The sequence below is a fragment of the Bacteroides sp. ET489 genome (genome assembly GCF_030518095.1).
Taxonomy (GTDB): domain Bacteria; phylum Bacteroidota; class Bacteroidia; order Bacteroidales; family Bacteroidaceae; genus Bacteroides; species Bacteroides ndongoniae.
In genome coordinates, this window is the sequence record NZ_JAULLJ010000001.1 from 251788 (window position 1) to 277469 (window position 25682).

Here is a 25682-nt window from a genome sequence, read left to right on the forward strand (position 1 = left end):
AAAAACAAAAGAAACATATGAACTTTACCCAAGAACTGAAACAAGAGCTCGATGCCTTGCAAGCCAAAGGAAACCTGCGGCGACTGCCTGCCCTGGAACATGACGGACGCTACATCTGCACCAACGGGCAGCGGATGCTGAACCTGTCGTCGAACGACTACCTGGGACTGGCGGCCGACATCGAGTTGCGGAAAGAGTTTCTGGAGACACTGACGCCGGAAACGTTTCTGCCGACATCGTCATCGTCGCGCCTGCTGACGGGAAATTTCCACATATACAACGAACTGGAGGACGAACTGGCCCGACTGTTCGGCACCGAGGCCGCACTGGTTTTCAACTGCGGCTACCATGCCAATACGGGCATCCTGCCTGCCGTGGCCGACGGTCAGACCCTGATTCTGGCCGACAAGCTGGTACATGCCAGCCTGATAGACGGCATCCGCCTGGCGGCACCCGCCCGCTGCATCCGCTACCGCCACAACGACCTGAACCAATTGGAGCGACTCATAAACCAGCATGGCGATGAATACCGGCGCATCATCATCGTCACCGAAAGCGTATTCAGCATGGACGGCGACCGCACCGACCTGCGCGAACTGGTGCGATTGAAGCAGAGTCGCGACAACGTATTGCTGTACGTGGACGAAGCGCACGGCTTCGGTGTCTTCGGACCTACCGGCCTGGGATGCGCCGAAGAAGAAGGCTGCATCGGCGACATCGACTTCCTGGTAGGCACCTTTGGCAAGGCAGCCGCATCGGCCGGGGCATACGTAGTGTGCAGTCGTACGGTACGCGAATACCTGGTGAACCGCATGCGTCCTTTCATCTTCACAACTGCCCTGCCTCCGGTCTGCATAGCCTGGACACTGTTTATCGTCCGGCGACTGGCAGGCATGAGCGAACGGCGGAAACATGTACAGCACCTGGGCGAACGGTTGCGCAGCCGGTTGGCAGAACAGGGATACACCACGCCCAGCGTCAGCCAGATTGTCCCCATGATTGTAGGACCTAGTGCCGACACCGTGATACGAGCCGAGAACCTGCAACGCCACGGCTTCTACGCACTACCTGTCCGCCCGCCTACGGTGCCCGAAGGAACTTCGCGCATCCGCTTCTCGCTGACGGCTGCACTGACGGAAGAGGAAATCGACCGGATTCCTCTCTGAAGCTACGGAGATTATTCCAGTTTAACGGCGATAAATTATCAGTTTAAAGGCAATAAACTGTCAGTTTAAAGCCGGTAAACTGTGAGTTTAAAGCCGATAAATTGTCAGTTTACGGCGGATAGCCTCCAATAAACCGGGCAGTAACTGTCACTGCAACCTGATTCAGATCATCAACCTACAAGTTCAACCAAGAAATGAAACAAGTATATATCATCCACGAAAACCATCCGAAGCTGCTGCTGTTCTTTGCCGGATGGGCGGCAGACGAGACACCGTTCAGCCACTACCGTCCGCAGGGCATGGACTTCATGCTGTGCTACGACTACCGGACACTGAACTTCGACGCATCGTTGCTCCAAGGCTACGCCGAGATACACGTCGTAGGCTGGTCGATGGGCGTATGGGCAGCATCGCACGTTGTCCCCACCCTCGGCCTGAACATTGGCAGCAGTACAGCCATCAACGGCACGCCTTTCCCCATCGACGAACGGCGGGGCATTCCGCCTGTCATCTTCCAGGGAACACTGGAAAGCCTGACGGGGGCTTCGCTCCACAAGTTTTTGCGACGCATGTGTGCCGACAGTGCTGCTTTCCGCGACTTCCTGAGCCGTACTCCCCGCCGTCCTTTGGAAGAGGTACGCGACGAACTGGACTGCATCGCACGGCAATATGCCGGACAGCCACAGCCCACGCTGAAGTGGACCGAAGCCATCGTAGGAAGCAACGACCGTATCATCCCGCCTGCCAATCAGCTGAATGCCTGGCACGAACTGGGCACTGCGGCAATGCAAACCGAGGATGCACATTATCAGGAATCACTCTTTAAACATTACTTGCAAGACCGATGGACAAACAACTGATCGCCGAACGATTTGCCCGTGCCCGTGCCACTTACAGCCGCGAAGCACGCGTACAGCAACAGGTAGCCGAGAAGATGATTCGCCTGCTACAACGCACCGTGCCCGATGCCTGCTTCGACCGCATTGCCGAGTTCGGCTGCGGTACGGGACTTTACTCGCAACTGCTATTCGACACCTGGCATCCGTCGTTGCTGCATCTGAACGACCTGTGCCCGGAGATGCGCTTCTGCCTGACGGAACTGACCGGCAACAGCGGTGTCTGCTTTGAAGCAGGCGATGCCGAAACCTGTTCCCTGCCCGACCGCTTGGACCTGCTGACCTCGTGCTCCACCCTGCAATGGTTCGTCGCGCCAGCCGATTTCTTCGGCCGCAGTACCGCCCTGCTTCGTCCCGGCGGCGTATTGGCATTCAGCACATTCGGGCTGCGCAACCTGCACGAGATACGCACACTGACCGGCAACGGACTGGAATACACGCCCCCCGAACAGCTGAAAAAGGAACTGGAAGCCGCAGGTTACGAAGTGCTGTACCTCGAAGAAGAGGAAGCTGTGCTCCACTTCCCCACGCCCATCGACGTGCTGCACCATCTGCGCATGACCGGCGTCACGGGAACCGAGAAGCACACCTGGAGCCGCGGACGCCTGCAAACGTTCTGCGACGAATACTGCAACCGCTTCGGATCGGCCGAAGGAGTCAGCCTGACGTACCAGCCGATTTATGTGATTTGCCGATACAAGCAATAAAGAACAGGAGTTAAAGGAGTTAAAAGGAGTTATCGCCCACCAAGGTGGGCTAGGAGTTAAAGCCGATAGATTGAGTGTATGGCCGGTATCCTTTTCACAAAGGTATTGGCTTCACTACTTAACTTCTTAACTCCTTAACTACAACCTATTAATAAACTTGCGAAACTTGAGTAACTTAGTACTTAAAAACATTCAATTATGAATACGAACAACATCTATTTCGTCAGCGGCATCGATACGGATGCCGGAAAATCATACTGCACCGCCTGGTATGCGGAGCAGCTTATCAAGGAAGGTAAACGGGTCATTACCCAGAAATTTATCCAGACAGGCAACGTAGGTCACAGCGAGGACATCGACCTGCACCGCCGTCTGATGGGTACCGGCTACCTGCCCGAAGACAAGGAAGGACTGACCATGCCCGAAATCTTCTCCTATCCGGCATCGCCCGACCTGGCCTCGCGCATCGACCGGCGTCCTATTGACTTTGCCAAGATAGAACAAGCCACGCTGGAACTGGCCCGTCGCTACGAGACCGTCCTGGTGGAAGGAGCCGGTGGCCTGATGGTTCCGTTGAAAGACGAGTATCTGACCATCGACTACATTGCCGAGAAAGGTTATCCGCTGGTATTTGTCACCTCGGGCAAGCTGGGCAGCATCAACCACACCCTGCTGAGTCTGGAAGCCGTAGCCCGACGGGGCATCGAACTCCATACCGTACTCTACAACCTGTACCCGACCATCGAGGACACCACCATTCAGGAAGATACCCAGCAGTACCTGCAACGCTACCTGACCCGTCACTTCCCTGCTTGCCGTTTCCTGACGGTGCCCGTACTGACGGCGAAGTAAGAAAAAGAGAGGACAGGCAGTACAAGGTGTGGACGAAAATTTGTACTTTTGCACGTTACATTATTCAACTATCGCAAACTCAATGGAAACATTTGCCATCAATTCTACCGAACAATATCTGCTCATGGCAGCCGGCATTCTGTTAGCCGTTCAGATCATCTACTACCTTGTCCTCTACAGCCGTATCGGGCGGCGCAACCGCAAGGAGCAACGTAACGAACTTCACTTTACTCAGGGGCTTCCTCCTCTGTCGGTCATCATCTGTGCACACGACGAAGTGGAGAATCTGCGCCGCAACCTGCCCGCCATACTGTCACAGGACTATCCGGATTTTGAGGTGATCGTCATCAACGACGGCGAGAAGAACGAAAGCGAAGACTATCTGCTGCAACTCGAAGAGCAGTACCGTAACCTATACCACAGCTTTGTGCCCGACTCGTCGCGCTACATCAGCCGTAAGAAGCTGGCCGTCACTCTTGGCATCCGTGCCTCGCGCTACGACTGGCTGGTGCTGACCGAAGCCAACTGCCAGCCTCAAAGCAATCAATGGTTACGCCTGATGGCACGCAACTTTACACCGCATACCGGAGTCGTACTGGGCTACAGCGGATACGAACGCGGAAAAAGCTGGCTTCACCGCTGCACAGCTTTCGACAGCCTGTTCACCGCCATGCGCTATCTGGGGTTTGCCCTGGGCGGACATCCGTATATGGGCATCGGGCGAAATCTGGCTTACAGAAAACAGCTCTTCTACGACCAAAAAGGATTTTCTGCCCATCTGAATCTGCGACGCGGCGACGACGACCTCTTCGTCAATCAGGTAGCCAACGGTGACAATACACGGGTAGAAACGGCCCCAGAGGCTGCGGTACGGATGCAACCCGTCTACAGAAGCAAAGACTGGCGTGAGGAAAAAATAGGGTATGCCTCGACAGCCCGCCAATATAAAGGCCTGCAACGCTGGCTGGCAGGGTTCGAAACCCTCAGTCGTCTGTTGTTCTATGCGGCATGGATCGCTATGACTGTGTGGGGCATTCTTCATTTCCACTGGCTGGTTGCCGGAATCGGTGTGCTGCTTTTCCTGCTTCGCTTCATCGTCCAGGCACTGGTAATAAACTCTACAGCCAAGTCGCTGAACGAGCGATATCGCTATCGGCTGACACTCCCGCTGTTTGACATCCTCCAGCCACTCCAATCCTTGTGCTGGAAGCTGTTTTACCTTTTCCGCGGCAAGCGGGAATTCTTGCGAAAATAAAAAGAAACAATCTGCAAACAAATAGAACTCATACAACAATATGAATCGGAAACATGCCCAACTGACTGCCCTCATGACAGCATACAATGCCGGTGATCCCAAACGCATCCAGCATTTTATCAAAGTATTCCAACTGGCCTCCGTGATCGGTACATTGGAACAGGTGGACGAAGAAACCCTCTTCGTGCTGGAAACCGCTGCCATCGTTCACGATATAGGAATCCGTATTTGCGAACAGAAATACCACATGTGCGACGGAAAACATCAGGAACTGGAAGGACCTGCCGAAGCCAGAAAACTGCTGGCTACAACAGGCAACTATACGGAAGAACAGATCGAACGCGTCTGCTGGTTGGTAGGTCATCACCATACTTATAAGGATATCGAAGGAATAGACTACCAGATTCTGGTGGAAGCGGACTTTCTGGTAAACATCTATGAAGACGAACTGCCGGCTGAAAACATCAGAATAATAAAACAATGCATCTTCCGGACTCCGACTGGCATCAGACTGCTGGAGGACATGTACGAAAAGAAATAAATGCCCCCTGAACATAATCCTGCAAACTGAAAATACAATATGGAATATACAAACGAAGCAGTAAGAAGACAAGATCGCCTTTTGGACAACGAACGTGCATACGCCTTGCTGAAAGAAGGAGAATACGGAGTGCTGTCCATGACCGATGAAGCGGGGAAAGCCGCATACGGAATCCCCATCAATTATGTATGGGACGGCAAAGATGCCATCTACCTGCACTGTGCTCCGCAAGGCCGAAAGCTACGCTGCATCGCTGCTCATCCGGAGGTTTCATTCTGCATAGTTGGAGCTACGCATGTTGTTTCCAACAAATTCACTACCGGTTATGAAAGTATTGTGCTGGATTGTCAGGCTCGTATCGGACTGGAGGCTGAAGAGCGGAAACATGCCTTACAGCTGTTGCTGCAAAAATATTCGCCCAACGATACGACCGTTGGGCTGAAATATGCAGAGAAATCTTTTCATCGTACTGAAATCATCAAACTGGAAATCCGTCGGTTCAGCGGAAAATGCAAGCGGGTACAATAGAACTTCCTATTCGTAACGCATGGAATTGGCCGGATGGATACGCGTAATAAGGTACGAGGGTCCCAGCAGCATCAGCACCGAAGCCAGCAACGTGCCCACATTCAGCAGCAGAAACAGCCAGATGTTGAAGGATACAGGGACGGTGTCCATATAATAGGTTTCAGGATCGAGTTTGAACAATCCGAAATGACGCTGTACGAAGTAGAAAGCCAGCCCGATAGCATTGCCCCACAGCATGCCTTTCCCAATAAGAAAGACGGCAAACCACAGGAACAGTCGGCGTATGGTATCATTGTTGGCTCCTAAAGACTTCAGCACACCGATCATCGAAGTGCGCTCGATAATGATAATCAGAAGGCCCGAAATCATGGTAAAGCCGGCCACACCGATCATCAGCACCAGAATCACCCAGATGTTGACGTCCAGAATGCCGAGCCAGGCAAAGATGGAAGGATTGAGCTGTTCGATGTTGCGCACACAGTATTCCTGTCCGAAACGGTCGATTACTCCATTCAGGTCGTCCCCAATCTCGTAGGTCATCTCTTCCAGACGATTGTAATCGCGCAAAGATAGTTCAATGCCGCTCGCCTGGTCAGACTCCCATTTGTTCAAACGGTTCACAAGGCACAAGTCGGTCAGCATAAACAGATTGTCATACTCGGCCAGATTGGTCTGGTAAATACCCACAATTTTCAACCGACGGGCACGGATATCGTCTTGTATGTAATACGTATCAATCTTGTCGCCCAGCTTCAACTTCAGTTTGTCGGCCAGCGATTTCGAAATAACAACCCTGTTGGACGAAGCCGAATCGCTGAACTGCGGAAACTCTCCTTCCAACAGATGATGCCGGAAGAAGGACAGGTCATACTCCGGTCCGATGCCTTTCAGCAGCATACCCTGAAAAGCCTCAGCTGTCTTCACCATGCCCATCTTGATGGAATAGCGCTGCACATGGCTCACCTCGGGATAGTCGGAAAGTATGGCCAGCAGACTGTCGTCGGCCACTACCGGAAAAGTCTCGTAAGAACGGGCCTGTTCCAGATTGGTGACTTGTATGTGCGAACCGAAACCGATTATCTTTTCGCGTACCTCACTTTTGAAGCCCACTATCACCGACACGGTAATAATCATCACCGCCAGCCCGATGGCAATGCCTGTCATGGCAATCAGCACCGCCGGACGGGAGACCCGCCGGCCGGCATCGTCTCCCCGATAAATACGTCTGGCTAGAAACAAGGAAAGACTCATCAGTCTACTCTCCCCGGATAGGCCTCAAGCGCTTTCTGCAGTACAAAAAGGGCACGGGTCAGGTCTTCTTTCTTCAATACATAGGCAATACGCACTTCATTGCGCCCGGCTCCCGGAGTGGTATAGAACCCCGAAGCCGGAGCCATGAACACTGTCTGCCCTTCGTATTCGAACTCGGACAAACACCAGGCACAGAACTTGTCGGAATCGTCGACCGGAAGTTTGGCCACCGTATAGAAGGCACCCATCGGAATGGGCGAATAAACACCGGGAATACGGTTCAGACCATCGATCAGGCATTTACGGCGTTCTACATATTCATCGTACGTATCGCGCAAGTAATCCTCGCCGGCATCGAGCGAAGCCTCGGCAGCAATCTGCCCAATCAACGGAGGACTGAGACGTGCCTGACAGAACTTCATCACAGCATCGCGTATCTCCTTGTTCTTCGTAATCAGAGCACCGATACGGATACCGCACTCCGAATAACGCTTGGAAACAGAATCAATCAACACCACATTCTGCTCGATACCTTCCAGATGGCAAGCCGAGATGTAAGGCGAACCGGTATAGATAAACTCACGATACACCTCATCGGAGAAGAGGAACAAGTCGTACTTCTTCACCAGGTCGCGTATCTGGTTCATCTCGCGACGGGTATACAAGTAGCCGGTCGGATTGTTCGGGTTGCAGATCAGGATGGCACGGGTACGCTCGTTGATCAGTTCTTCGAATTTCTCCACCTTCGGCAACGAGAATCCTTCTTCAATAGTCGTTGCAATGGTGCGTATCTTGGCACCCGCCGAAATGGCAAACGCCATGTAGTTGGCATACGCCGGTTCGGGAACGATGATTTCGTCTCCCGGGTTCAGGCAGGCCATGAACGAGAAAAGCACCGCCTCGGAACCGCCGGACGTAATGATAATGTCGTCGGCAGTCAGGTGTATATTGTACTTTTCGTAATAGCCCACCAGCTTTTCGCGGTAACTGCGGTATCCCTGGCTCGGGCTATACTCCAAGACAGTCCGGTCAATATTGCGTATCGCATCGATCGCCACCTGCGGCGTGGGCAGGTCGGGCTGTCCGATGTTCAGATGAAAGACGTGTATTCCTCTTTGTTTGGCTGCATCTGCCAGAGGAGCCAGCTTGCGGATAGGCGAAGCGGGCATCTCTGTTCCACGAATAGATATTTTAGGCATGATTCGAACTTTAAAATCTTCTTCTATTATTCAATAATTTGCATTCTTTTTGTTTAAAGCCACAAAAGTAGCGATTTATTTGGAATCAACGGAAACAGCAGACATAAAAACTTTAAAAACCTTATCTATATTAAAAACGTTATGCCAAATAAAAAGAAAGCCTTACCTTTGAGTTACTAAACCGTTAATAGCTAAAAACAAAAATAATATCATGGTCCTCAATCTGATTACATTTGCATCTCCACTGCACAAGCAAGCTTCCATCCGCAGTTCTCACAAAACGGTACTGACCGAGTTGGAAAAATATTTCACCCTCAAATTCATCGATTGTCAAGATATAGACAAAATATCTCCCGACGATTTCTGCCTGTTGTTTATCGCTACCGGCGGAGTAGAACGGATGGTTATCCAGCATTTTGAATCATTGCCCCGCCCGGCCGTATTTTTAGCCGACGGAATGCAGAACTCGCTGGCTGCAGCTCTTGAGATATCATCCTGGCTCCGTACGCGAGGCATGAAAAGCGAGATTCTGCATGGCGAACTGACGGAAATCGTCAGACGCATATTTGTCATGTACAATAACTTCAAGGCGCAACATCAAATCTCCGGATCGCGCATCGGTGTTATCGGTACGCCTTCAAGCTGGCTCATCTCCAGCAATGTGGATTATCTGCTGGCCAAACGCCGCTGGGGCATCGAATACGTAGACATCCCGCTGGAACGGGCCGTTGAATATTTCAATGCACTTACCGACGACGAAGTGGGCGAAGCCGCTGCCCAGCTGGCCGGACAGGCACTGGCCTGCCGTGAAGCATCGCCCGACGACATGCTGAAAGCCATGAAGATATACCAGGCCGTCAAGCGCATCGTAGAAGAAGAAAAGCTCTCGGCCCTGACATTGAGCTGTTTCAAGCTGATAGAGCTGACGGGAGCTACAGGCTGTCTGGCCCTCTCGCTGCTGAACGACGAGGGCATCATTGCCGGATGCGAAGGCGACTTGCAGTCGGTTTTTACCATGCTGGTGGTAAAAACCCTTACGGGAAAAGGGTCATTCATGGCCAACCCTTCCATGATCAACGCACGTACCAACGAAATCGTATTGGCCCACTGCACTGTAGGACTGAAACAGACCGAGAAATTCATCCTTCGCAGCCATTTTGAAACGGAACAGAGCATCGGCATCCAGGGATTGTTGCCTACGGGCGACGTGACCATCGTCAAGTGCGGAGGCGAATGTCTGGACGAATACTACCTGACCACCGGCACGCTGACCGAGAATACCAACTACATCAACATGTGCCGCACACAGGTACGTGTCCGACTGAACTCGCCTGCCGATTATTTCCTGAAGAATCCATTGGGAAATCATCACATCCTGCTGCATGGCAACTACGAAACCATATTCAACGAATTCTTCCAAGTGAATGCCTGCAAACGGACGGAATAAGATTTCCCCTTAAAAAAATAAGAAAGAAAAATTCCCCAGTTAGGAAAAAATATTTTGCTAACTGAGGAATATTTTTTTCCTAACTGGGAAAAAATAATGTCTTCTTTATCTGCGTGGACTACTCGTCGTGCAATGCTTCGGCGGGTTGCACTTTCATCGCCTGACGGGCGGGATACCAGATACCGGCCACTATCATCAGAGCCATCAGCAGCAACGCCACACAGAAACATCCCACAAAACGCGCAGTTGAAGCATCGATCAACGTATGTACCGTCAGGTCGGCCAGCTGGATGTTGAGAGCAATAAGCAAGGCCGGAACGGCTGCCAGCAACAGAAGTGCAAGACCTTCCAGCAGGAAATACCCCATCACCGTGCGACGACTGCTACCCATGGCCATACGCAAAGCCACTTCGCAACGACGCTTGCGAGTGCGATACCAGAAAGTAGCAAACACACACAGGAAGATATTGAACAGGAAAAAGGCCACCACTGCATAGACCGTATTCAGGTAGTTCACTGTGCCCTGCTGTATGTCGTAGGCTTCTTTCATGTCATCGTACGAACGGATGGTGTTCAGGTAGAAGATGCCTCGGTCGAACACCGGCTGCATATCCTTGCGGAAACGCTCGGCAAAACCGGCTACATGATCGGGAGCAACGCGTATCGCCACATGCTGCCACCAGAAAGCCTGCTGGGCAGGCAGATAGATGAACGGTTCGTAGCGCTCGTAATCGTCCAGCTTGTGCCGGGGCAGGACAGCAGCCACCCGATAATTGGTCACCGGATTATCCCGCTTCAACCAGTAGGGATTGAAACAGGTCTTGCCTACAGCGTCGGCCACGTTGGGCTGATGGAACAAGGAATCTGCCAAGTCCACACTCATCAAGGCCGGCATGGGATATTCAGCCGGTGACCAGTGAGCTTCGTCTAATTGTCCGGCAATGGGTTTCAGGCGGAACACCTTGAAATAAGAAGGTGTGACATAACGGATGAAACACGACACCACATGTGCCGAATCGGTATGAGAGGCATATCCCTCGAACATTGCATCGCCCGTATAGGGAATGCTGCCGTGATAGGCACAGACTTCCTCCACGCCGGGATAGTCTTTAATCAGGTTGTACAGGTAAGCGAAATCTTTCCCCGCCCGCTGGTTATCGGCATCGCTGATGACTTCCAATGGTTTGGCCTCCACGGTCAGGTCGAACACACACGACGTGTCGTAACCCTTGGGCTGCCAGGCGGCTCCTTCGTAATTGTACACTAAATCGATGCCATACCACAGCAGTACGGTTACGATACACAACTCCACCCACAGCCATGCGTTGGCACGCCGCTGGTTCCACATCTGTCTGTATATTTGTCTCCACATAATCTTATTCTCCTCCTGTTAATGTGTATGAAATGTTGCGGTGTACCGCCATCCAGGCCGGCAGCAGCGTAGATAGTGCGTTGAACACCAGGCACGCCGCCAGCACTGCCACGAACAACGAAGGCCGCAGCAGCAGGTCGCTGCCCAACAAGATGCCTTCCAACTCTACACCGCCCGTACCGAACAGCCACGTACCGCCCGCCACCACCAGCACGCACGACAAGGCATAGCCCAGCACACCGCCTATCAAGGTAGTACACAGGCTCTCGGCAAACAAGTGACCGATGATGTTGGCATTAGAGGCTCCATAAGCCTTGCGGATGGCTATCTCGCCCAGGCGACTCTGCATCTGAGCATGCACCAGCCCCGATATGCCCACGGCAGGCACCACTAACAGAATCAGCAGCAACAGCACATAGACCAGACTGGCACTGATGCTGCTGTCGCGGAAGAAGGTGTAGTCCGTATGTGTATAGAGCCGCGGATCCTTCAGGATATACTCCAGCCCTTGCTTGTTGAGCTGCTCCATCCGCCGGTTCACTTCGGTGCGTACTTCGTCAGGCGATGTGTCGGGCGACAGATGAAGGACGGCATAGCGGAAGCCCAGCAGACCGGCAGTAGCGAGGTTCGGGTCGAGGTGCTCCTCATTCATCAGGGTGAAAGGTTCCCACACGTCGGCATAGGCGGTCTGGAAGATGGAGCTGACATCGCGCACCACGCCCACCACGCGCGCCTCCTGAAAGTCCAGCAACAGTTGCTTGCCCACTGCCCCGGCAGCTCCGCCAAACAGCTGTCCTGCCAGCCGCTCGCTGATGACGACGAAACGGCGCACTACGTCGTCTTCACGGTTGCGGACAAGCCGCCACTCGTCATCGGCTTTCTCGAAGGCTGCGCGTCCGGCATCATATTCGGCCTTGGTAAAAGGACGTCCGGCTACAAAGTCGTAACGGAAAAAGTCGAACCAGTTGGCAGCCACGGCACGAAGCAATACGGAATGGCGGTCGGACGAAGCGGGTAAGGAACATACCGCCTTATTCAGTCCACTGTGCCAGGTCAGTTCGTCCACGCCCGGCAGGCTGTCGAAGAAGGCATGGAAAGCCGTAGGCCCCAAGGCCCGGTAGCCCCACACATTTGTGCCGTCGGGGCGCATGCACTGGGTACCGTAGTTGTAGAGCACACGGCTGCGTCGGGTCTCCGGCGCGACATCGGCCGTACGAAAATCGTAGACCATCACCACCACCATCACAAAGGCAATGGTAACCGCCGTTCCCACCACACACACCGCCGTATAAAAACGGTGCTGCTTCAGCTGGTTGAGAAGAGAGCGTAAATTGTGTAACAAAGCATGTTTCATTATAAAATGGTTAATGATAAATGGTTAATGGTTAATTGAAAAACGGTTACCCGCCAAACTGTCTATCATTGCACATACAATCGTTTTCATCTCCCCTCTCCCCGGGAGAGGGGCCGGGGGTGAGGCCCCTTACTCATCGTGCAACGCCTCCGCCGGCTGCACCTTCATCGCCCGACGGGCCGGATACCACACGCCCACCACAATCATCAGTGCCATCAGCAGCCACGAGAGCACAAGGGCGAGCACGAAGCGCAGAGTGTCGAAAGGCAATCGGCTGACGTCCACCAATTCGGCCACGCCAATGTTCAAGGCAATAACCGTGGCAGGCACAGCAGCCAGCGTCAGCAGTAACAGACCTTCGGTAATCAGGCGAAAGAAGATGCCCCGGCGTGTGCTGCCCATCGCCATGCGGAGGGCTACCTCCTGACGACGGTGCTGCGTACGGAACCAGAAGGTACCGATAACGCCCAGGAAGATATTAAGCAACAGGAAGCCCAGGATGCAGAGCTGCGTGCGCACTTCGTTCACATCCTCCAGTTCGCTGATATAGCGCAACTGCGTGAAGGGCTGAACATCCAGAATATAAACATTCCCTACACGATAGAGACGATCGGCATCGGCCATCAGCTCGTCCACAAAGCCATGGTCGGCCTCGGGGGTGACGCGCAAGCTCAGTTGCAGGTAGGCGGGATTCTCGTATTGCACCATCGCCTCGCGCGGGAAGTCCGTCGCCAGGAAAGGGCCTCCCCACTGGTCGGCTGTCGTGAAGTGATTCCAGCGCATGGGCTCGGCAATGCCGACTACGCGCAGACGGGAGTCACTGTCCTGCTCCCACAAAGGCAGTTGACGACCCAACAACGGTGTGGCATCGGACATGTTCAGTTCCTCATACTTCGCTGTCACGTTGCGCGACAGGATCATCGTTCCCGGGCCCAGCACGGCGGCCAGCGAGTCAGGACTTGCAGTCTGCACCGTCTTTCCTCCGGCATCCTGCACAGCTACCCCACGAATGCGGAACAGGCGCATAAAGTCGGGCTGCACCAGACGGAGCATGGCATAAACAGACACCGTGTCTACAAACGTTTCAATGCCGTTACTTCCGTTATTATAAGGAACGCTGTTCTGCGAAATGGCTACCGCCTCCACGCCGGGACGGTGGCGCAGGCGTTCGGCTATCTCCAGCAAGGCATCCATATCGTCCTCCGCCGTATGGCCTTCTTCATAGAGGGCGGAGTTGGGAGTCAGGCGGTTCACCGTCAGGTTATAGCAATGCTCCGTATCGAAGCCCATCGGCGCAAAGTAAACGCGCGCCGTCGTACAGCACCAGTCCACGATGTACCACAGCACCACGAAGACCACCAGCAGCTCCAGCGCAAGGAAGAAGTTGCTGCGCCATTCGTTTCGTATTTGAGTAAATAGTTTCTTCATCATATCTTTTGTTTTTTAGTTGACGAGTGGACAAGTTGACGAGTTAACAAGTGAACAAGTTAACGAGTTGACAAGGCAAGTCCTTATGGTCTGAAGCCTCGTTCCCTTGTCAACTGATTAATGCGCCTTCCCATTTATCGCCTCCACAATATTCATCCTCGACGCCCGCCAGGCAGGAATGCCCGCGCTGAGCAGGTTCATCAGCAGGCAGAAACCAAAGGCAGCCAGGAATATCCACGGACTGAGCAATTCGCTCGCCGTCAGGCTGGTCTCGCCCGACAGATAGGCGTTGGTAGAGTTACCGAAGAGAAAACCGTTCAGCACGAAGGTGGCGGCATAACTCAAGAATAGTCCCAACAAACCTGCCAGACAGGTCAGCAGCAGGTTCTCCAGAAAGACCTGGCGCATCAGTTCGTTGGCCGTAGCACCGAAGGCTTTGCGTACCCCGATTTCTGCCATTCGTTTCCGCATCCGCGACAGGGTCATACTGCTCAGGTTGATGGCAGGCACGATGAGCAGGATGAGCATCACGGCAACGTAGCGCAACACCACGCCCTGTACATCGGGCTCCTGGCTCCACGAGCGGTAAAGGTGTGCAAACTGTGTGTCGGGTTGTCCGCGGTAGAACACCTCCACTCCCTCCTGCGCATCGTTGTACTTCTGCCGCAGGCGTTCGCACTCCTCGCGGATGGCGGGGAAGTCTGCCCGACTGCGGGCCAGGATGACGGCACGCATCGGCCCCATCAGATTGTAACCCCACGAGTTGGCCTCCGCGTCGCCCGCCGTATAGGGTATCCATACCTGAGCGTAGGCATCCGTAGCCAACATGGAGACGTCGGCCACCACGCCGCACACCTGGAAATCCACGTGGTTCAGCTCTATGTGCTGCCCGCTGACGTCCGTCCGCCCGAACAGGCGACGGGCCACCGAAGCAGTAATGACGGCACGGGGCAGACCGCTACGCAGGTCGGCTGCCGTGAATGGCTTGCCGTCGAGAAAGCGGAAGCGAAACACTTGCCAGAAGGCCTCATCGGTCTGCACCATGTCGGCCGTCATCTTGGCACCGGCAGGCAGCGAGACACGTACCTTGCCGGGATTCGATGTCAGTGTGACAGCCTCGGCCGTGGTCAGCGCTTTGAAGCATTCTCGCCCCGTCTGCACCGACATGCTCGAATTGGCCGAACTGCCGCTTGTATCGCCCTTGGCTCGGTAGGACATGTTGGGCACGTAGAGCGAACGGCTACGGTTCACCTCCGGCTCGCAGTCGGCTATACGTACCCGCAAGGTAATGACGATGACCATAATCATACAGATGGACAACGCCGTACCCAGCACGGATATCCAGCTGATGACAGGGTTCTCGCGCAGGTGGTAAAGAGCCTGCTGGAAATAGAGCCTTACCCCCGCCCCCTCTCCCAAGGAGAGGGGAAAGTGGAAGGTATGGGAAGTTTTTTTCATTTCAGTCATTTCTTTATAATAACAATTTCATTTAGGGTTCGCAAACGAACAGTTCAAGTCTTACGGGCATGAATTGGCAGTCACGTTTATTTCTAACCTGCTGACAGATAGAAACATACCAGTTTATTTTTATTTATCCATATTAAACTGTGAGTTTAACCGCATTAAACTGCCAGTTTATTCCCATTAAACTGTGAGTTTATCCGTACTAAACTGCAAGTTTATCCGTATTAAACCAGAGCAAACTGCTCAAGTCTCGGAAGCCCAATCCCCTCCTTTCCTCCCCTCCCCCTGGGAGAGGGGCCGGGGGTGAGGCCCTTATTCATCGTGCAACGCTTCCGCCGGCTGCACCTTCATGGCGCGTCGTGCCGGAATGCCAATGCCGACACCGATCATAGCGGCAATAAGAATAAAGGTAGAGGCAACACAGAAAGCCAGGCGTGGCCACTCCAGTGTAGTGCCGTTGCGCCAGCTGTTCAGTTCGAAGTGAGCCAGTACGATGTCAATAATGACGGCAAGCACGGTAACGATCAGCAACAGGAAAATACCTTCACTCATCAGGCGGCCGAACACCGCACCGTCCGTGGCACCCATCGCCTTGTGCAGGGCAATCTCGCCCCGGCGCTGCTGCGTACGGAACCAGAACGTACCGAGCAGTCCCAAGAAGATATTCAGCAGCAGGAAGCCCATGCCCACAACCAAGTTGCGCATCTCGCTGGTCTCGCCTTGCTGGAAGCTGCGACGGATGTCCTTGAAGCTTTTGATGTCGCTGATGTAGAGATTGCCTATGCGGAACTGCTTCTCGCTGTCGGCTTTCAGGTTCTCCATGAAGTTCTGGTCACGGTCGGCACGGACGCGGACGCAGAGTTCATTGTCAGCATGAATCCAATCATCCGACAGCAAATTCATGTTGAACGCCATGGAATAGCTGGAACGTGCCTGACTGAAGTCGTCGTAGCGCACATTCTGCAAGGCGGCGCCCAAACGGTACATCTGGGCTGTATCTCCGAACAGATAGAAATCCTTCTTGCCAACCAGCGGCGTCATCGGGATGCTGTACTTGCGATACAGGTTGTCCGAAGCCAGGAAGTCGCCGCGCTCCAATATTTCAGCCAGCTGTTCGGACGTCTCACCGCGCGTTCCCTGGTAACGGAACACGCGTACGAAGTCGGGCGTCACAATGCGACGGATGGTCCAGCGGGGCGCATGAAGCGTGTCGTAGTCCACTTCTGCTGAGCCGTTACTACCATTATAAGGATAGGAATTTTGCGACAAGCTGACAGCTTCCACCTCGGGGCGGCGACGCAAACGCTCCACCAATTCGCGTACCTCATCACTCTGCTTGTGGGTATCACTATAGGGTGTATAATCGGGACTCTTGTCGGTGAGCACGCCCATATCTATCAGGTAGCAATGCTCCGTATCAAAACCGCGCGGCTCCAGATAGGTAGCCAGGCGGCAGTAGAGCAAGTCGATGATGTACCACATCACTACGCTCACCACCAGTAACTCCAGCGCCAACCACAGGTTGCTGCGCCATTCGTTTCGTATTTGGGTAAATAGTTTCTTGTTCATAATGTAATCCTATTTTATACATTCACATCACTGTGCCTTGCCGTTAATCGCCTCCACGATATTCATCCGCGACGCCCGCCAGGCGGGAATACCGGTGCTGAGCAGGTTGAGCACGAAGCAGAAGAGCAACGCCCAGCCGAAGGTGGAGGCATGTATCAGGATAGAGGCATCGACCACGGGCGGATTGAGCGTAGTGTTCCAGCTCTGTACAAAAAGGATATCGCCCAACAAGAAGGCAAAGAGCAGGCTGATTATCAGCCCCAACACACCTGCCAGCAGGGTGACGATGAAGTTCTCTCCCAGTATCTGTCCCAGCAGTTCCATGCGTGTGCAGCCAAAGGCACGACGCACCCCGATCTCCGCCACACGACGGCGCAGGCGGCTCTGCGTCATGCTGCTCAAGTTGATGGCAGGCACGATGAGCAGGATGAGGAAGATGATGAAACGGGTCCGGCGGGCAGCCGTCACATCCGGCTCCACATTGGCGCCGGCTACCAGGGCATTCTTCTCCTGATCGTAAGGACGGTTGCGGTTGATAATTTTATAACCGTTCTCGCCTATCACCTTATTGAATTCGTCCAACCGACGGGCAGCCTCCTCGCGGATGGCAGGGAAGTCGCTGCGGTCGCGCGCCAGGATGGTGCAACTCATCAGGCCCATCAGGTCGTGCTCCCACGTGTTGTTCACCTGGTCGGTCGAGGTATAGGGAATCCACACCTGCGCGTAGGCCGTTTCGGCCAGCGTTGATACGTCCTTCACCACGCCGCACACCCGATAGGGCGCATGGGCCAGCAGGAATTCTTTTCCCACGGCCTTCGTCGTGCCGAACAGCAGGCGCGCCACACTTTCGGTAATGACAGCCACCGGCCGGCCGGCATCGAACGTGGCCTGGTCGAAGGGCTTTCCGTCGGTGAAGGCGAAGTCGAACACCGTCCAGAACTGGTTGTCCGTCTCGCGCACATCCACCGCCGTAGAGGGCTGGCCAGGCAAGTTGACCGGCTGTGGCAAAGAATAGGCCACATAAATGGTGACAGCCTCGGGCGTCGTCAGCTTGCCGTAGATTTCTTTCAGCGTAGTTGCGCTCCACGGGCCATTGCTGTTGCTGTCGCCCCACGCTTCGTTGGTGATGCTGCCCCACTTCACGTGCAGGAAGCGGTTGCGGTTGCTTTCGGGCGCAAAAGGCTCGACCTGCACCTGCTGCATCATCACCACCAGCATGATGAGGAAGATGGAAAGGGCAGTACCCGCTACCGTCACCCCGCTGATGAGCGGCTGCTGGCGGAGCTGTGCCCAAGCTTGTTGAAAATATTGTTTGATCATCTTTTTAATGAAGAATCTGTTATTAATGAAGAATGATGAATGAAGAATGATGAATTGGAGTAAACAATACGTTCTCATTCACCATAAATTCTTCATTCTTAATTCTTAATTCTTAATTTTTAATCGTTTCGTATTCACACTGCCTATACCGCTGCGCGATATGTCGGCCTCATCGGCATTACCTCTCAACTCCAGACTGCCGATGCCACTCATGCGGGCTTTCAGGTAGTCGCAATCGACGTTCACCTCGGCATCGCCCACCCCGCTCAGACTGACGTTGAAACGACGGCAAGTCAGATCATCCACTTCGGCAGACCCTACACCGCTGATACGCAACGTGAAGTCGTCCAGTTTCAAGGGTTCCTTACACTCCAGGCTACCCACGCCGGTCAGCTCCACCTCTTCCAGCGTAGGAGCTGTGACATACAGCTTCAATCCGTTTATGTTCTTGACGGACCTCTTTTCACCTCTTTTGAAATCAATGATCAGGCAACCGTCCTTCACCTCGGTCGTGGTGAGCTTCACCCATTTCTCCTTGCCTTCCAGGCGGAGGGAGTATTTATCGCCCTGCGTAAACTCGACATTGGCTACCGCCTTTATCCTGATGGAAGAAAAATCGTCCACCTTGCGCACTTCGTTCACCCGTTCATCTTGTGCCAACGCACCTATTGCTCCGGCAAAAGCCAAGAGCAATGCAATCATTACACCTATAATATTTGTTTTCATTTCACTGTTCCGATTGATAATTTAAATTTATCCTATCTGACGTCCGTCGAAGAAGCGAATGGTGCGGGAGGTCAGTTTCGCCTGGCTTTCGTTGTGTGTTACCATTACGATGGTACGTCCGTCTTCCTTGTTCAGCTGGTGCAACAAATCCATAACCTCGGCACCCATCTTGGAGTCCAAATTACCGGTAGGCTCGTCGGCAAGGATAATCTCCGGATTTCCGATAATGGCACGCGCTATGGCTACACGCTGGCACTGACCGCCGGAAAGCTGTGTAGGCATGTGGCGCATACGGTGGCTAAGTCCTACCTTTTCCAAAACTTCTTCGGCCAGGCGACGACGTTCCTTGGCAGAGACCTTGCGATATAGCAACGGCAATTCTACATTGTCTATCACATTCAGCGAATTGATCAGATGGAACGACTGGAACACAAAGCCCAGATTCTTGTTGCGGAAAGCAGCCAGTTCCTTGTCCTTCATTCCCTCAACACGTGTACCGGCTATTTCGATGGTACCGCTGGTAGGAGTGTCAAGCAAGCCCATAATGTTAAGCAAAGTAGACTTTCCACATCCGGAAGGTCCCATAATACTCAGGAATTCGCCTTGCTCTACTTCGAGGTTCACGTTCTCCAATGCTTGAGTTTCAATCTCGTCTGTACGGTAGATCTTGTTGATACCGGTCAATTTAATCATGTCCATAATTGTATGTTGTTTATAGTTATTATATTCTTTGTTTTGCACCTCAGAGTACACTGAGATCTCTGTTTTACCACAGATTACTCAGATTAACACAGATGGCAAATTAAATCCGTGTAAATCTGTGTAATCTGTGGTGTCTCATTCACCATAGAGAGAACAAAGTTACATTTTTCTCCTCTGTGAAACTCTGTGTCCTCTGTAGTGAACTTAATTCAAAAGTCATGCCAAAAAGGCTTTTATCTGATTATCTGCACTTTACAAAATTCGTTCTGTGTCCGATAATGAACACTCTGTTCGATTTCAGCGAACATCCGTACAGATAAGGACAACTTTATTCATCCCTAAGCGCTTCCGTCGGCGGAATGGTGCTGATACGTCGCGCAGGAATATAGATACCTACCAGTACCACGACCAGCAGGATGAAGTAGATGATGAACGACACGATAGCGAAATGCAGCCCGAAGTGGTCCACCCAACAGGGCGTAGTGGCCTGCATCCAGGCATTTCCCTTATTCAACCCCTCGCTGAGCCCGTATTGCAGATAGAGGGAGCAGCCAATCAGGGTAGCTACCGTCGTGAGTACCACACCTTCGCCCATCAACTGAAGCCGGATGCGGCGTGGCGTAGCACCGTAGGACAGCATAATGCCCACCTCCTCGCGCCGCGTACGGGTCTGTAGCCAGAAGGTACCGACAACACCTAAACAGAGGTTGACAAGGAAGAACAGGGCTATACTCAGGTTGCGGCGATAGAGTGACGTCGCAGTACCAAACTCACTGATCCGGTTGATGCTGTCGTACGACTGCAAGTCGCGTGCATAAAGGTTACCAACCCGCATCTGGCGAACCATCCAAGGACGGAACTCATGCAGGAAGCGGTCCATGCTGACACCCTCCTTCAAACGGATGACTACGTGCATATCGTTAACACTGGAAAGAATATCGGGATGCAATATCGGCTCGAAGGCGACAGGAACAGGACGCCAGTCATTGGTGTACTTGAAAGTTCCTACCGCACCTACCACAACGGGCAAATAGACCGTATCCGTCTCGTTCGTCATCCAGCAACGCAGATTCTTGTTGTAAACACGGGTGTGAAACAAGGCTTCCTGTGCATACTCACTCAGTACAACATTCATCCCGCCATACGTATGATCCGACAATTCTTCGGGCGTCATGCTACCCTGCACGGGTCGGAAGCCGAATGTTTCAAAGAAATGTGTATGGGGCAGAAACTCAACATACATAAGGTCAAGCCCCACCGTATCACCTTCTGCCATCAGAGTGGAAGTACTACTTCCTTGCGAACCGGGATATGCGAAAGAAAGTACGGGAGTGGCCTGCTCTACATCGGGATGCTGGCGGGCACGTTCCACGATATTCAGATACGCCTGCATCAGCGAAGCAGAGTCGGTAGCCTGAGCATCATAGCCCGGCGCCTGCGGTTGCAACATACCGACGGACACCATGCAGAGGCGGTCGGCATCGTAGCCAAGCGGAAGGTGACGGTCGTAAGTCACCACAATGACAGGATCGAAGATAATCCACGAAAGAACAGCGACCAGTATAAGTTCGGCCAGCAGCCAGCCATTGCGGCGGCGACGGGTCCATAGGGTTTTTAAGATAAGGGTAAACATAAAAATGAAGAATGAAGAATGAAGAATGAAGAATGAAAAATGAAGAATTTATACGAATGAGGAATTTATAGAAATGAGGAATGAAGAATTTATAAGAATGAGGAACGGTAATGTCGGCATCCGCATGGCAATTCTTCATTCTTAATTCTTCATTCTTCATTAAAAATTTATCTTTTTTCATACAGCGAATAAACAATCGGTTTGCGGAGCGACATCCATGCCGGCAGGAAGGCCGACAGCAGATTCAGTGCCAGGCAGAGCAGGAAAGCGATGCCAAAGACGGCAGGTGCAAAAAGCATCTCGCCCGATACATAGGCATCGACACCTTGCGGCACAGCTTCGGGCCACTGGTCGAGCAACGTGAAAACCCATTCACGTCCTACATAGACAACGATCCACGCCAGTACCAACCCAAGCAGACCACCTGCCAGTGTCAGGAAGAAGTTTTCCCACATCACTTGCGAAAGCAGTATGTTGCGTCCTGCACCAAACGACTTACGTACTCCCATCTCGGGCAAGCGGCTCTCCATACGACTGGCAATAAGGCCACTCAGGTTGAGGGCAGGCACCAATAGCAACACCAGTACCACGACGACCAGATAACCCGCCGTCTTCCAAGGATTGAAGTCGGCATCCGATGGATGACTTTGGAAAACACTGAGCCAGTGCGAAGTTGGCTGCTTCCACAACTCCAACTGCCACTGATCCTTGTACTGCAGGTTCACCCGCCTCGTCAGGTCTCTGATTTCTGCCCGCAAAGCATCAGCCTGTGCCTTGTCCTTCACAAGAAAAGTGACGGAGAAAATGCCACTATACGGGAACTTGTCTGAATACGGTTTCGTATAATTTCCGAAAACCGAATAAGGCAAATAGACCTGAGCATACGACTTCGAGGTGAGATAGCTGGCACCGCGTACCACACCGCACACACGATAGTTGACATAATCCAACGAAAACGAACGTCCGACAACATTTTGGGTCGTACCGAACAGACGACGCGCCAGGTCATCGGAGATCACAGCCGTATGGATGCCACTTGCCAAATCGGAATCGGTGAAAGGATTTCCTTCCAAAAAGCGGAATGAGTAGATGCGGAAAAAGGCTGGATCTGTAAGCTTTAAAGCCACTTTAAAGTCACCGCTCAAATCGGTAGGCTGTATGTAAAAGGATTCATCCATGCCATAGTCCACAATGGCAGAAACTGCCTCTACGTTCTTTAACGGATACATCCACTCCTGCACAGCCTGAAACGACAGTCCAGCCTGAACGGTATATCCCTCCGAACGAAAACTGGCATGAGTCAGATACAACGTATTTTCCCGGTTTACCTCGGGATACACAGGTGCCAGCTTCACATAGTAAACCACCGCCATCACAACCGTCATGGCAATAGCCAGCCCCGTGCCGGCAATGTAGAGCGTACTGAACAGGCGGTTCTGCCTGAACAACGCAAGGGCTTGTTTGAGATAGGTCTTTAGCATACGTCTTTTATTATTTTAGTTGACAAGGGGACGAGGCCTCAGACCACGAGAACCTGCCTTGTCTAATCGTTTACTTGTTAACTAAACTCATTCCTCCCTCAACGCCTCCGTTGGCGGAATGGTACTTATACGGCGAGCCGGGATATAAATGCCCATCAGCACCACGATCAGCAGTACAAAATAGACAATGAACGACACGATACAGAAATGCAGACCGAAGTTCTGCACCCAGTACGAGCCGGTGGTCTCCATGCCCGTCTGTCCCTTGGCTAATCCTTCACTGATTGCATATTGCAAATAAAGGATACATCCTATCAGAGTAGAAACAGTGGTAAGCACCACCCCTTCGCCCAACAGGAAACGGACAATGCCTCCCGGCGTGGCACCATAGGACAGCATGACACCCACTTCCTCTCGGCGGGTGCGTGTCTGCACCCAGAAAGTCCCGGCTACCCCCAGACAGAGATTGACAAGGAAGAACACCGCCATCGCCACGTTGCGCTGATACAACGTCGTCGTTCCCGCATACTCGCGTCGGGCTATCAGTTGCCGGTAGGGCTCCACCTTCTGCGCATACAGATTGCCCGCACGCAGTTCGCGTACCATCCACGGATGGAACCGATGCAGAAACTGCTCCATGCTGACACCCTTTTCCAGCCGAACCAATATCTTGACATCGTTGGGGAAATAATTCAGATCGACAGTCTGCATCGGAACAAAAGCCACAGGTATGGGTTGCCAGTCGCTGTACATGCGGAAAGTGGCTGTAGCACCTACAATATCCGTATAAAGCGTGTCCTGTCCATGGGGTTGCCAGAAACGGCATCCCTGAGGGTTGTCCGTATGAAAGAATGCCTCTAACGTATTCTCCGAAAGAATCAGGTCGCCGTTCTTATAAGGATAATCAGAAAGCTCTGCAGGCGTCAGTCCCTTGGCCGGACGAAATCCGTACGTTTCGAAAAACTGCGTATGGGGCAGAAACTCAATGTAGCGCATGCGGCAGGCAATGCTGTCGCCTACAGGTATCCGGGTCATGGCTCCCTGCCCTTGCGAGTTAGGATACAGCCAGCCTAACAGAGGAGTGGCATGTTCCACTTCGGGATAGTTGCGCACCCGCTGTACAAGGTTGTCGTAGGCCTGCATCAGCGAAGCCGAGTCGGTGGCCTGTTCATCGTAATCGGGCGCATTGGGACGGTACATATTCAGCGATACCAGACAGAGACGGTCGGCATCATAGCCCAACGGAATCATCCGGTCGTGCGTCACGACCACCACCGGGTCGAATATCGCCCACGACACAATGCACACAACAATCAGTTCGGCCAACAACCAGGCATTGCGGCGCCGACGAGACCATAAGGTTTTAAAAATGAGTCTTAGCATGTTGTTTTGTTTTATACAGTTGACAAGGGAACAAGACTACAGACCACGAGGGCCAACCTTGTCAACATATTAATAGTCATCTTTTCTCATATAGTGAATATACAATCGGATTACGCAAAGACAGCCACGCCGGCACAAGAGCCGAAAGCGTATTCAGCACCAGACAAAACGCCAGGGTTATCAGAAAAACGGAAGGCGCAAACAGCATTTCGCCCGAAACATAGACATCGGTTCCTTCGGGCACCAACCACGCATAACGGTCGAACACACGAAACACCCATTCCCGACAGCCGTATAAAGCAATCCAGGCTGCTACCAGCCCCAATGCCCCACCAGCCAAGGTCAGCAGAAGATTTTCCCACAATACTTGCGAAAGTAACTTGCTCCGTCCGCCTCCAAAAGCCTTGCGGATGCCCATCTCTGGCAAGCGGCTCTCCATGCGGCTGGCTATCAGTCCGCTCAAGTTCAAGGCAGGCACCAGCAACAAAGCCAGCAATATGAACAACAGGTAACGGACAGCCCTCCACCAGTCGCTCCCTCCTCCACCGACCGACATCATCAGAGACGCGTGCAGATGGGAAACCGGATCATCATCGATGCTCATCTTCAGACCGTCGGCCTCGTGCAACAGATTCTGTTTCCGTACAATTTCATGGATTTCATCACACAGGGCTTTACCTTGCTTACCGTCTTCCACCCATACCGTCACCTGAAAAGGACCACAATAAGGAACTTCCGGATAGGCGGCATCGCGATACCCTTCCATCGTGCTGTAAGGCACGTACAGATCTGCATACGAACGGTTGGTCAGATAACTGGCCCCACGGACCACTCCGCAAACCTGATAAGTCTCGTAATCCAGCAAAAACTGACGACCTATGGCTCCCTTCTCCTCGCCGAACAGACGACGGGCCAGCTTGTCGGTAATCACCGCCTTGCGGATGCCACTCTCCAGATCGGCCTGCGTAAAAGGCTGTCCCTCAAAAAAGCGGAAAGCATAGATACGGAAATAAGCCGGATCGGTTTCTACAATCTGTACGGCGAAATCACCACTACGGTCGGAAGGCTGGATATATTTCACCGCTCCGAACGTGGAAGCACTCACCTCACGGGCGTTCTTCAACGGATAAAACCATTCCTGCAACGCCCTATACGAATAAGCATAACTCCACGACTGGAAACGGCCATCCTTGTTCCGCTCGAAAGATGTCCCCGACAGGTAATACGTATCTCCGCGGTTCACCTCCGGATACACAGGTGCCAGCTTCACATAGTAAACCACCGCCATCACAACCGTCATGGCGATAGCCAGCCCCGTGCCGGCAATGTAAAGCGTACTGAACAGGCGGTTCTGCCTGAACAACGCAAGGGCTTGTTTGAAATAGGTCTTTAGCATACGTCTTTTATT

General features: G+C 52.8%; 23 protein-coding genes and 1 pseudogene. 8 read left to right on the forward strand and 16 right to left on the reverse strand.

Annotated features, from left to right (window positions below; all coding sequences use genetic code 11):
* Positions 1–17 precede the first annotated feature (17 nt).
* The 7 genes from Q3C19_RS01075 to Q3C19_RS01105 all read left to right on the forward strand — a co-directional run bounded on the left by Q3C19_RS01075 (position 18) and on the right by Q3C19_RS01105 (position 5945).
* Positions 18–1166, forward strand: a complete 1149-nt coding sequence (locus Q3C19_RS01075; RefSeq protein ID WP_302726585.1) for an 8-amino-7-oxononanoate synthase — start codon at positions 18–20, stop codon at positions 1164–1166.
* Positions 1167–1360: 194 nt separating this feature from the next.
* Entirely contained in the window at positions 1361–2026 is a 666-nt protein-coding gene (locus Q3C19_RS01080) for a DUF452 family protein (RefSeq protein WP_302726587.1), read from the forward strand.
* Positions 2011–2769 (forward strand): malonyl-ACP O-methyltransferase BioC, encoded by a 759-nt coding sequence (gene bioC, locus Q3C19_RS01085; protein WP_302726589.1) that lies wholly within the window; start codon positions 2011–2013, stop codon positions 2767–2769. The genes Q3C19_RS01080 and bioC overlap by 16 nt, the downstream gene beginning before the upstream one ends.
* Before the next feature lie 198 nt (positions 2770–2967).
* Complete coding sequence (gene bioD, locus Q3C19_RS01090; protein WP_022163990.1) at positions 2968–3621, forward strand: dethiobiotin synthase; 654 nt, start codon at positions 2968–2970, stop codon at positions 3619–3621.
* 82 nt (positions 3622–3703) lie between these two features.
* On the forward strand, positions 3704–4876 hold the full coding sequence (locus Q3C19_RS01095) for a glycosyltransferase (protein ID WP_302726592.1): 1173 nt from the start codon (positions 3704–3706) through the stop codon (positions 4874–4876).
* A gap of 40 nt (positions 4877–4916) precedes the next feature.
* Complete coding sequence (locus Q3C19_RS01100; protein ID WP_302726594.1) at positions 4917–5417, forward strand: HD domain-containing protein; 501 nt, start codon at positions 4917–4919, stop codon at positions 5415–5417.
* Positions 5418–5456: 39 nt separating this feature from the next.
* A complete protein-coding gene (locus Q3C19_RS01105; RefSeq protein ID WP_022163988.1) occupies positions 5457–5945 on the forward strand; it encodes a pyridoxamine 5'-phosphate oxidase family protein in 489 nt (162 codons plus the stop codon).
* A gap of 6 nt (positions 5946–5951) precedes the next feature.
* Here Q3C19_RS01105 and Q3C19_RS01110 read toward each other — a convergent pair whose 3' ends face one another.
* Positions 5952–7196, reverse strand: coding sequence for an ABC transporter permease (locus Q3C19_RS01110; protein ID WP_277121810.1), 1245 nt, complete (start codon positions 7194–7196; stop codon positions 5952–5954).
* Positions 7196–8395 carry a pyridoxal phosphate-dependent aminotransferase gene (locus Q3C19_RS01115; protein WP_022163986.1) on the reverse strand — a complete coding sequence of 400 codons (1200 nt, stop codon included), beginning with the start codon at positions 8393–8395 and terminating at the stop codon, positions 7196–7198. Before Q3C19_RS01115 ends, Q3C19_RS01110 begins: the two co-directional genes overlap by 1 nt.
* Before the next feature lie 211 nt (positions 8396–8606).
* Between Q3C19_RS01115 and Q3C19_RS01120 the strand changes: the two genes are divergently transcribed.
* Positions 8607–9842: a fucose isomerase gene (locus Q3C19_RS01120; RefSeq protein WP_302726598.1), complete on the forward strand. Its 1236-nt coding sequence runs from the start codon at positions 8607–8609 to the stop codon at positions 9840–9842.
* 118 nt (positions 9843–9960) lie between these two features.
* Here Q3C19_RS01120 and Q3C19_RS18375 read toward each other — a convergent pair whose 3' ends face one another.
* From Q3C19_RS18375 to Q3C19_RS01180, 14 genes and pseudogenes are all read right to left on the reverse strand, one after another.
* Positions 9961–10452: an ABC transporter permease gene (locus tag Q3C19_RS18375; protein ID WP_368045224.1), complete on the reverse strand. Its 492-nt coding sequence runs from the start codon at positions 10450–10452 to the stop codon at positions 9961–9963.
* Positions 10394–10522: a hypothetical protein gene (locus tag Q3C19_RS18380; RefSeq protein WP_368045225.1), complete on the reverse strand. Its 129-nt coding sequence runs from the start codon at positions 10520–10522 to the stop codon at positions 10394–10396. The genes Q3C19_RS18375 and Q3C19_RS18380 overlap by 59 nt, the downstream gene beginning before the upstream one ends.
* Positions 10504–11214: pseudogene (locus Q3C19_RS18385) on the reverse strand (ABC transporter permease); the annotation flags it as partial. The pseudogene Q3C19_RS18385 and the gene Q3C19_RS18380, both read right to left, overlap by 19 nt.
* Before the next feature lie 4 nt (positions 11215–11218).
* The gene (locus tag Q3C19_RS01130; RefSeq protein ID WP_302726602.1) at positions 11219–12568 is read right to left on the reverse strand and encodes an ABC transporter permease; all 1350 of its coding nucleotides are present in this window, start codon (positions 12566–12568) and stop codon (positions 11219–11221) included.
* 129 nt (positions 12569–12697) lie between these two features.
* Positions 12698–13996: an ABC transporter permease gene (locus Q3C19_RS01135; RefSeq protein ID WP_302726737.1), complete on the reverse strand. Its 1299-nt coding sequence runs from the start codon at positions 13994–13996 to the stop codon at positions 12698–12700.
* A gap of 117 nt (positions 13997–14113) precedes the next feature.
* Positions 14114–15454 carry an ABC transporter permease gene (locus tag Q3C19_RS01140; protein WP_302726604.1) on the reverse strand — a complete coding sequence of 447 codons (1341 nt, stop codon included), beginning with the start codon at positions 15452–15454 and terminating at the stop codon, positions 14114–14116.
* Between the two features lie 318 nt (positions 15455–15772).
* Positions 15773–17029 (reverse strand): ABC transporter permease, encoded by a 1257-nt coding sequence (locus tag Q3C19_RS01145; RefSeq protein WP_302726606.1) that lies wholly within the window; start codon positions 17027–17029, stop codon positions 15773–15775.
* A gap of 27 nt (positions 17030–17056) precedes the next feature.
* A complete protein-coding gene (locus tag Q3C19_RS01150) occupies positions 17057–18349 on the reverse strand; it encodes an ABC transporter permease (protein WP_302726608.1) in 1293 nt (430 codons plus the stop codon).
* A gap of 105 nt (positions 18350–18454) precedes the next feature.
* Complete coding sequence (locus tag Q3C19_RS01155) at positions 18455–19075, reverse strand: head GIN domain-containing protein (RefSeq protein ID WP_277121418.1); 621 nt, start codon at positions 19073–19075, stop codon at positions 18455–18457.
* Positions 19076–19102: 27 nt separating this feature from the next.
* The gene (locus tag Q3C19_RS01160; protein ID WP_302726739.1) at positions 19103–19768 is read right to left on the reverse strand and encodes an ABC transporter ATP-binding protein; all 666 of its coding nucleotides are present in this window, start codon (positions 19766–19768) and stop codon (positions 19103–19105) included.
* Between the two features lie 337 nt (positions 19769–20105).
* Positions 20106–21410 carry an ABC transporter permease gene (locus Q3C19_RS01165; protein WP_302726612.1) on the reverse strand — a complete coding sequence of 435 codons (1305 nt, stop codon included), beginning with the start codon at positions 21408–21410 and terminating at the stop codon, positions 20106–20108.
* Between the two features lie 167 nt (positions 21411–21577).
* Positions 21578–22891 (reverse strand): ABC transporter permease, encoded by a 1314-nt coding sequence (locus tag Q3C19_RS01170; protein WP_302726614.1) that lies wholly within the window; start codon positions 22889–22891, stop codon positions 21578–21580.
* Positions 22892–22978: 87 nt separating this feature from the next.
* A complete protein-coding gene (locus Q3C19_RS01175) occupies positions 22979–24274 on the reverse strand; it encodes an ABC transporter permease (RefSeq protein WP_302726616.1) in 1296 nt (431 codons plus the stop codon).
* Between the two features lie 76 nt (positions 24275–24350).
* A complete protein-coding gene (locus Q3C19_RS01180) occupies positions 24351–25670 on the reverse strand; it encodes an ABC transporter permease (protein WP_302726618.1) in 1320 nt (439 codons plus the stop codon).
* Positions 25671–25682: the final 12 nt, after the last annotated feature.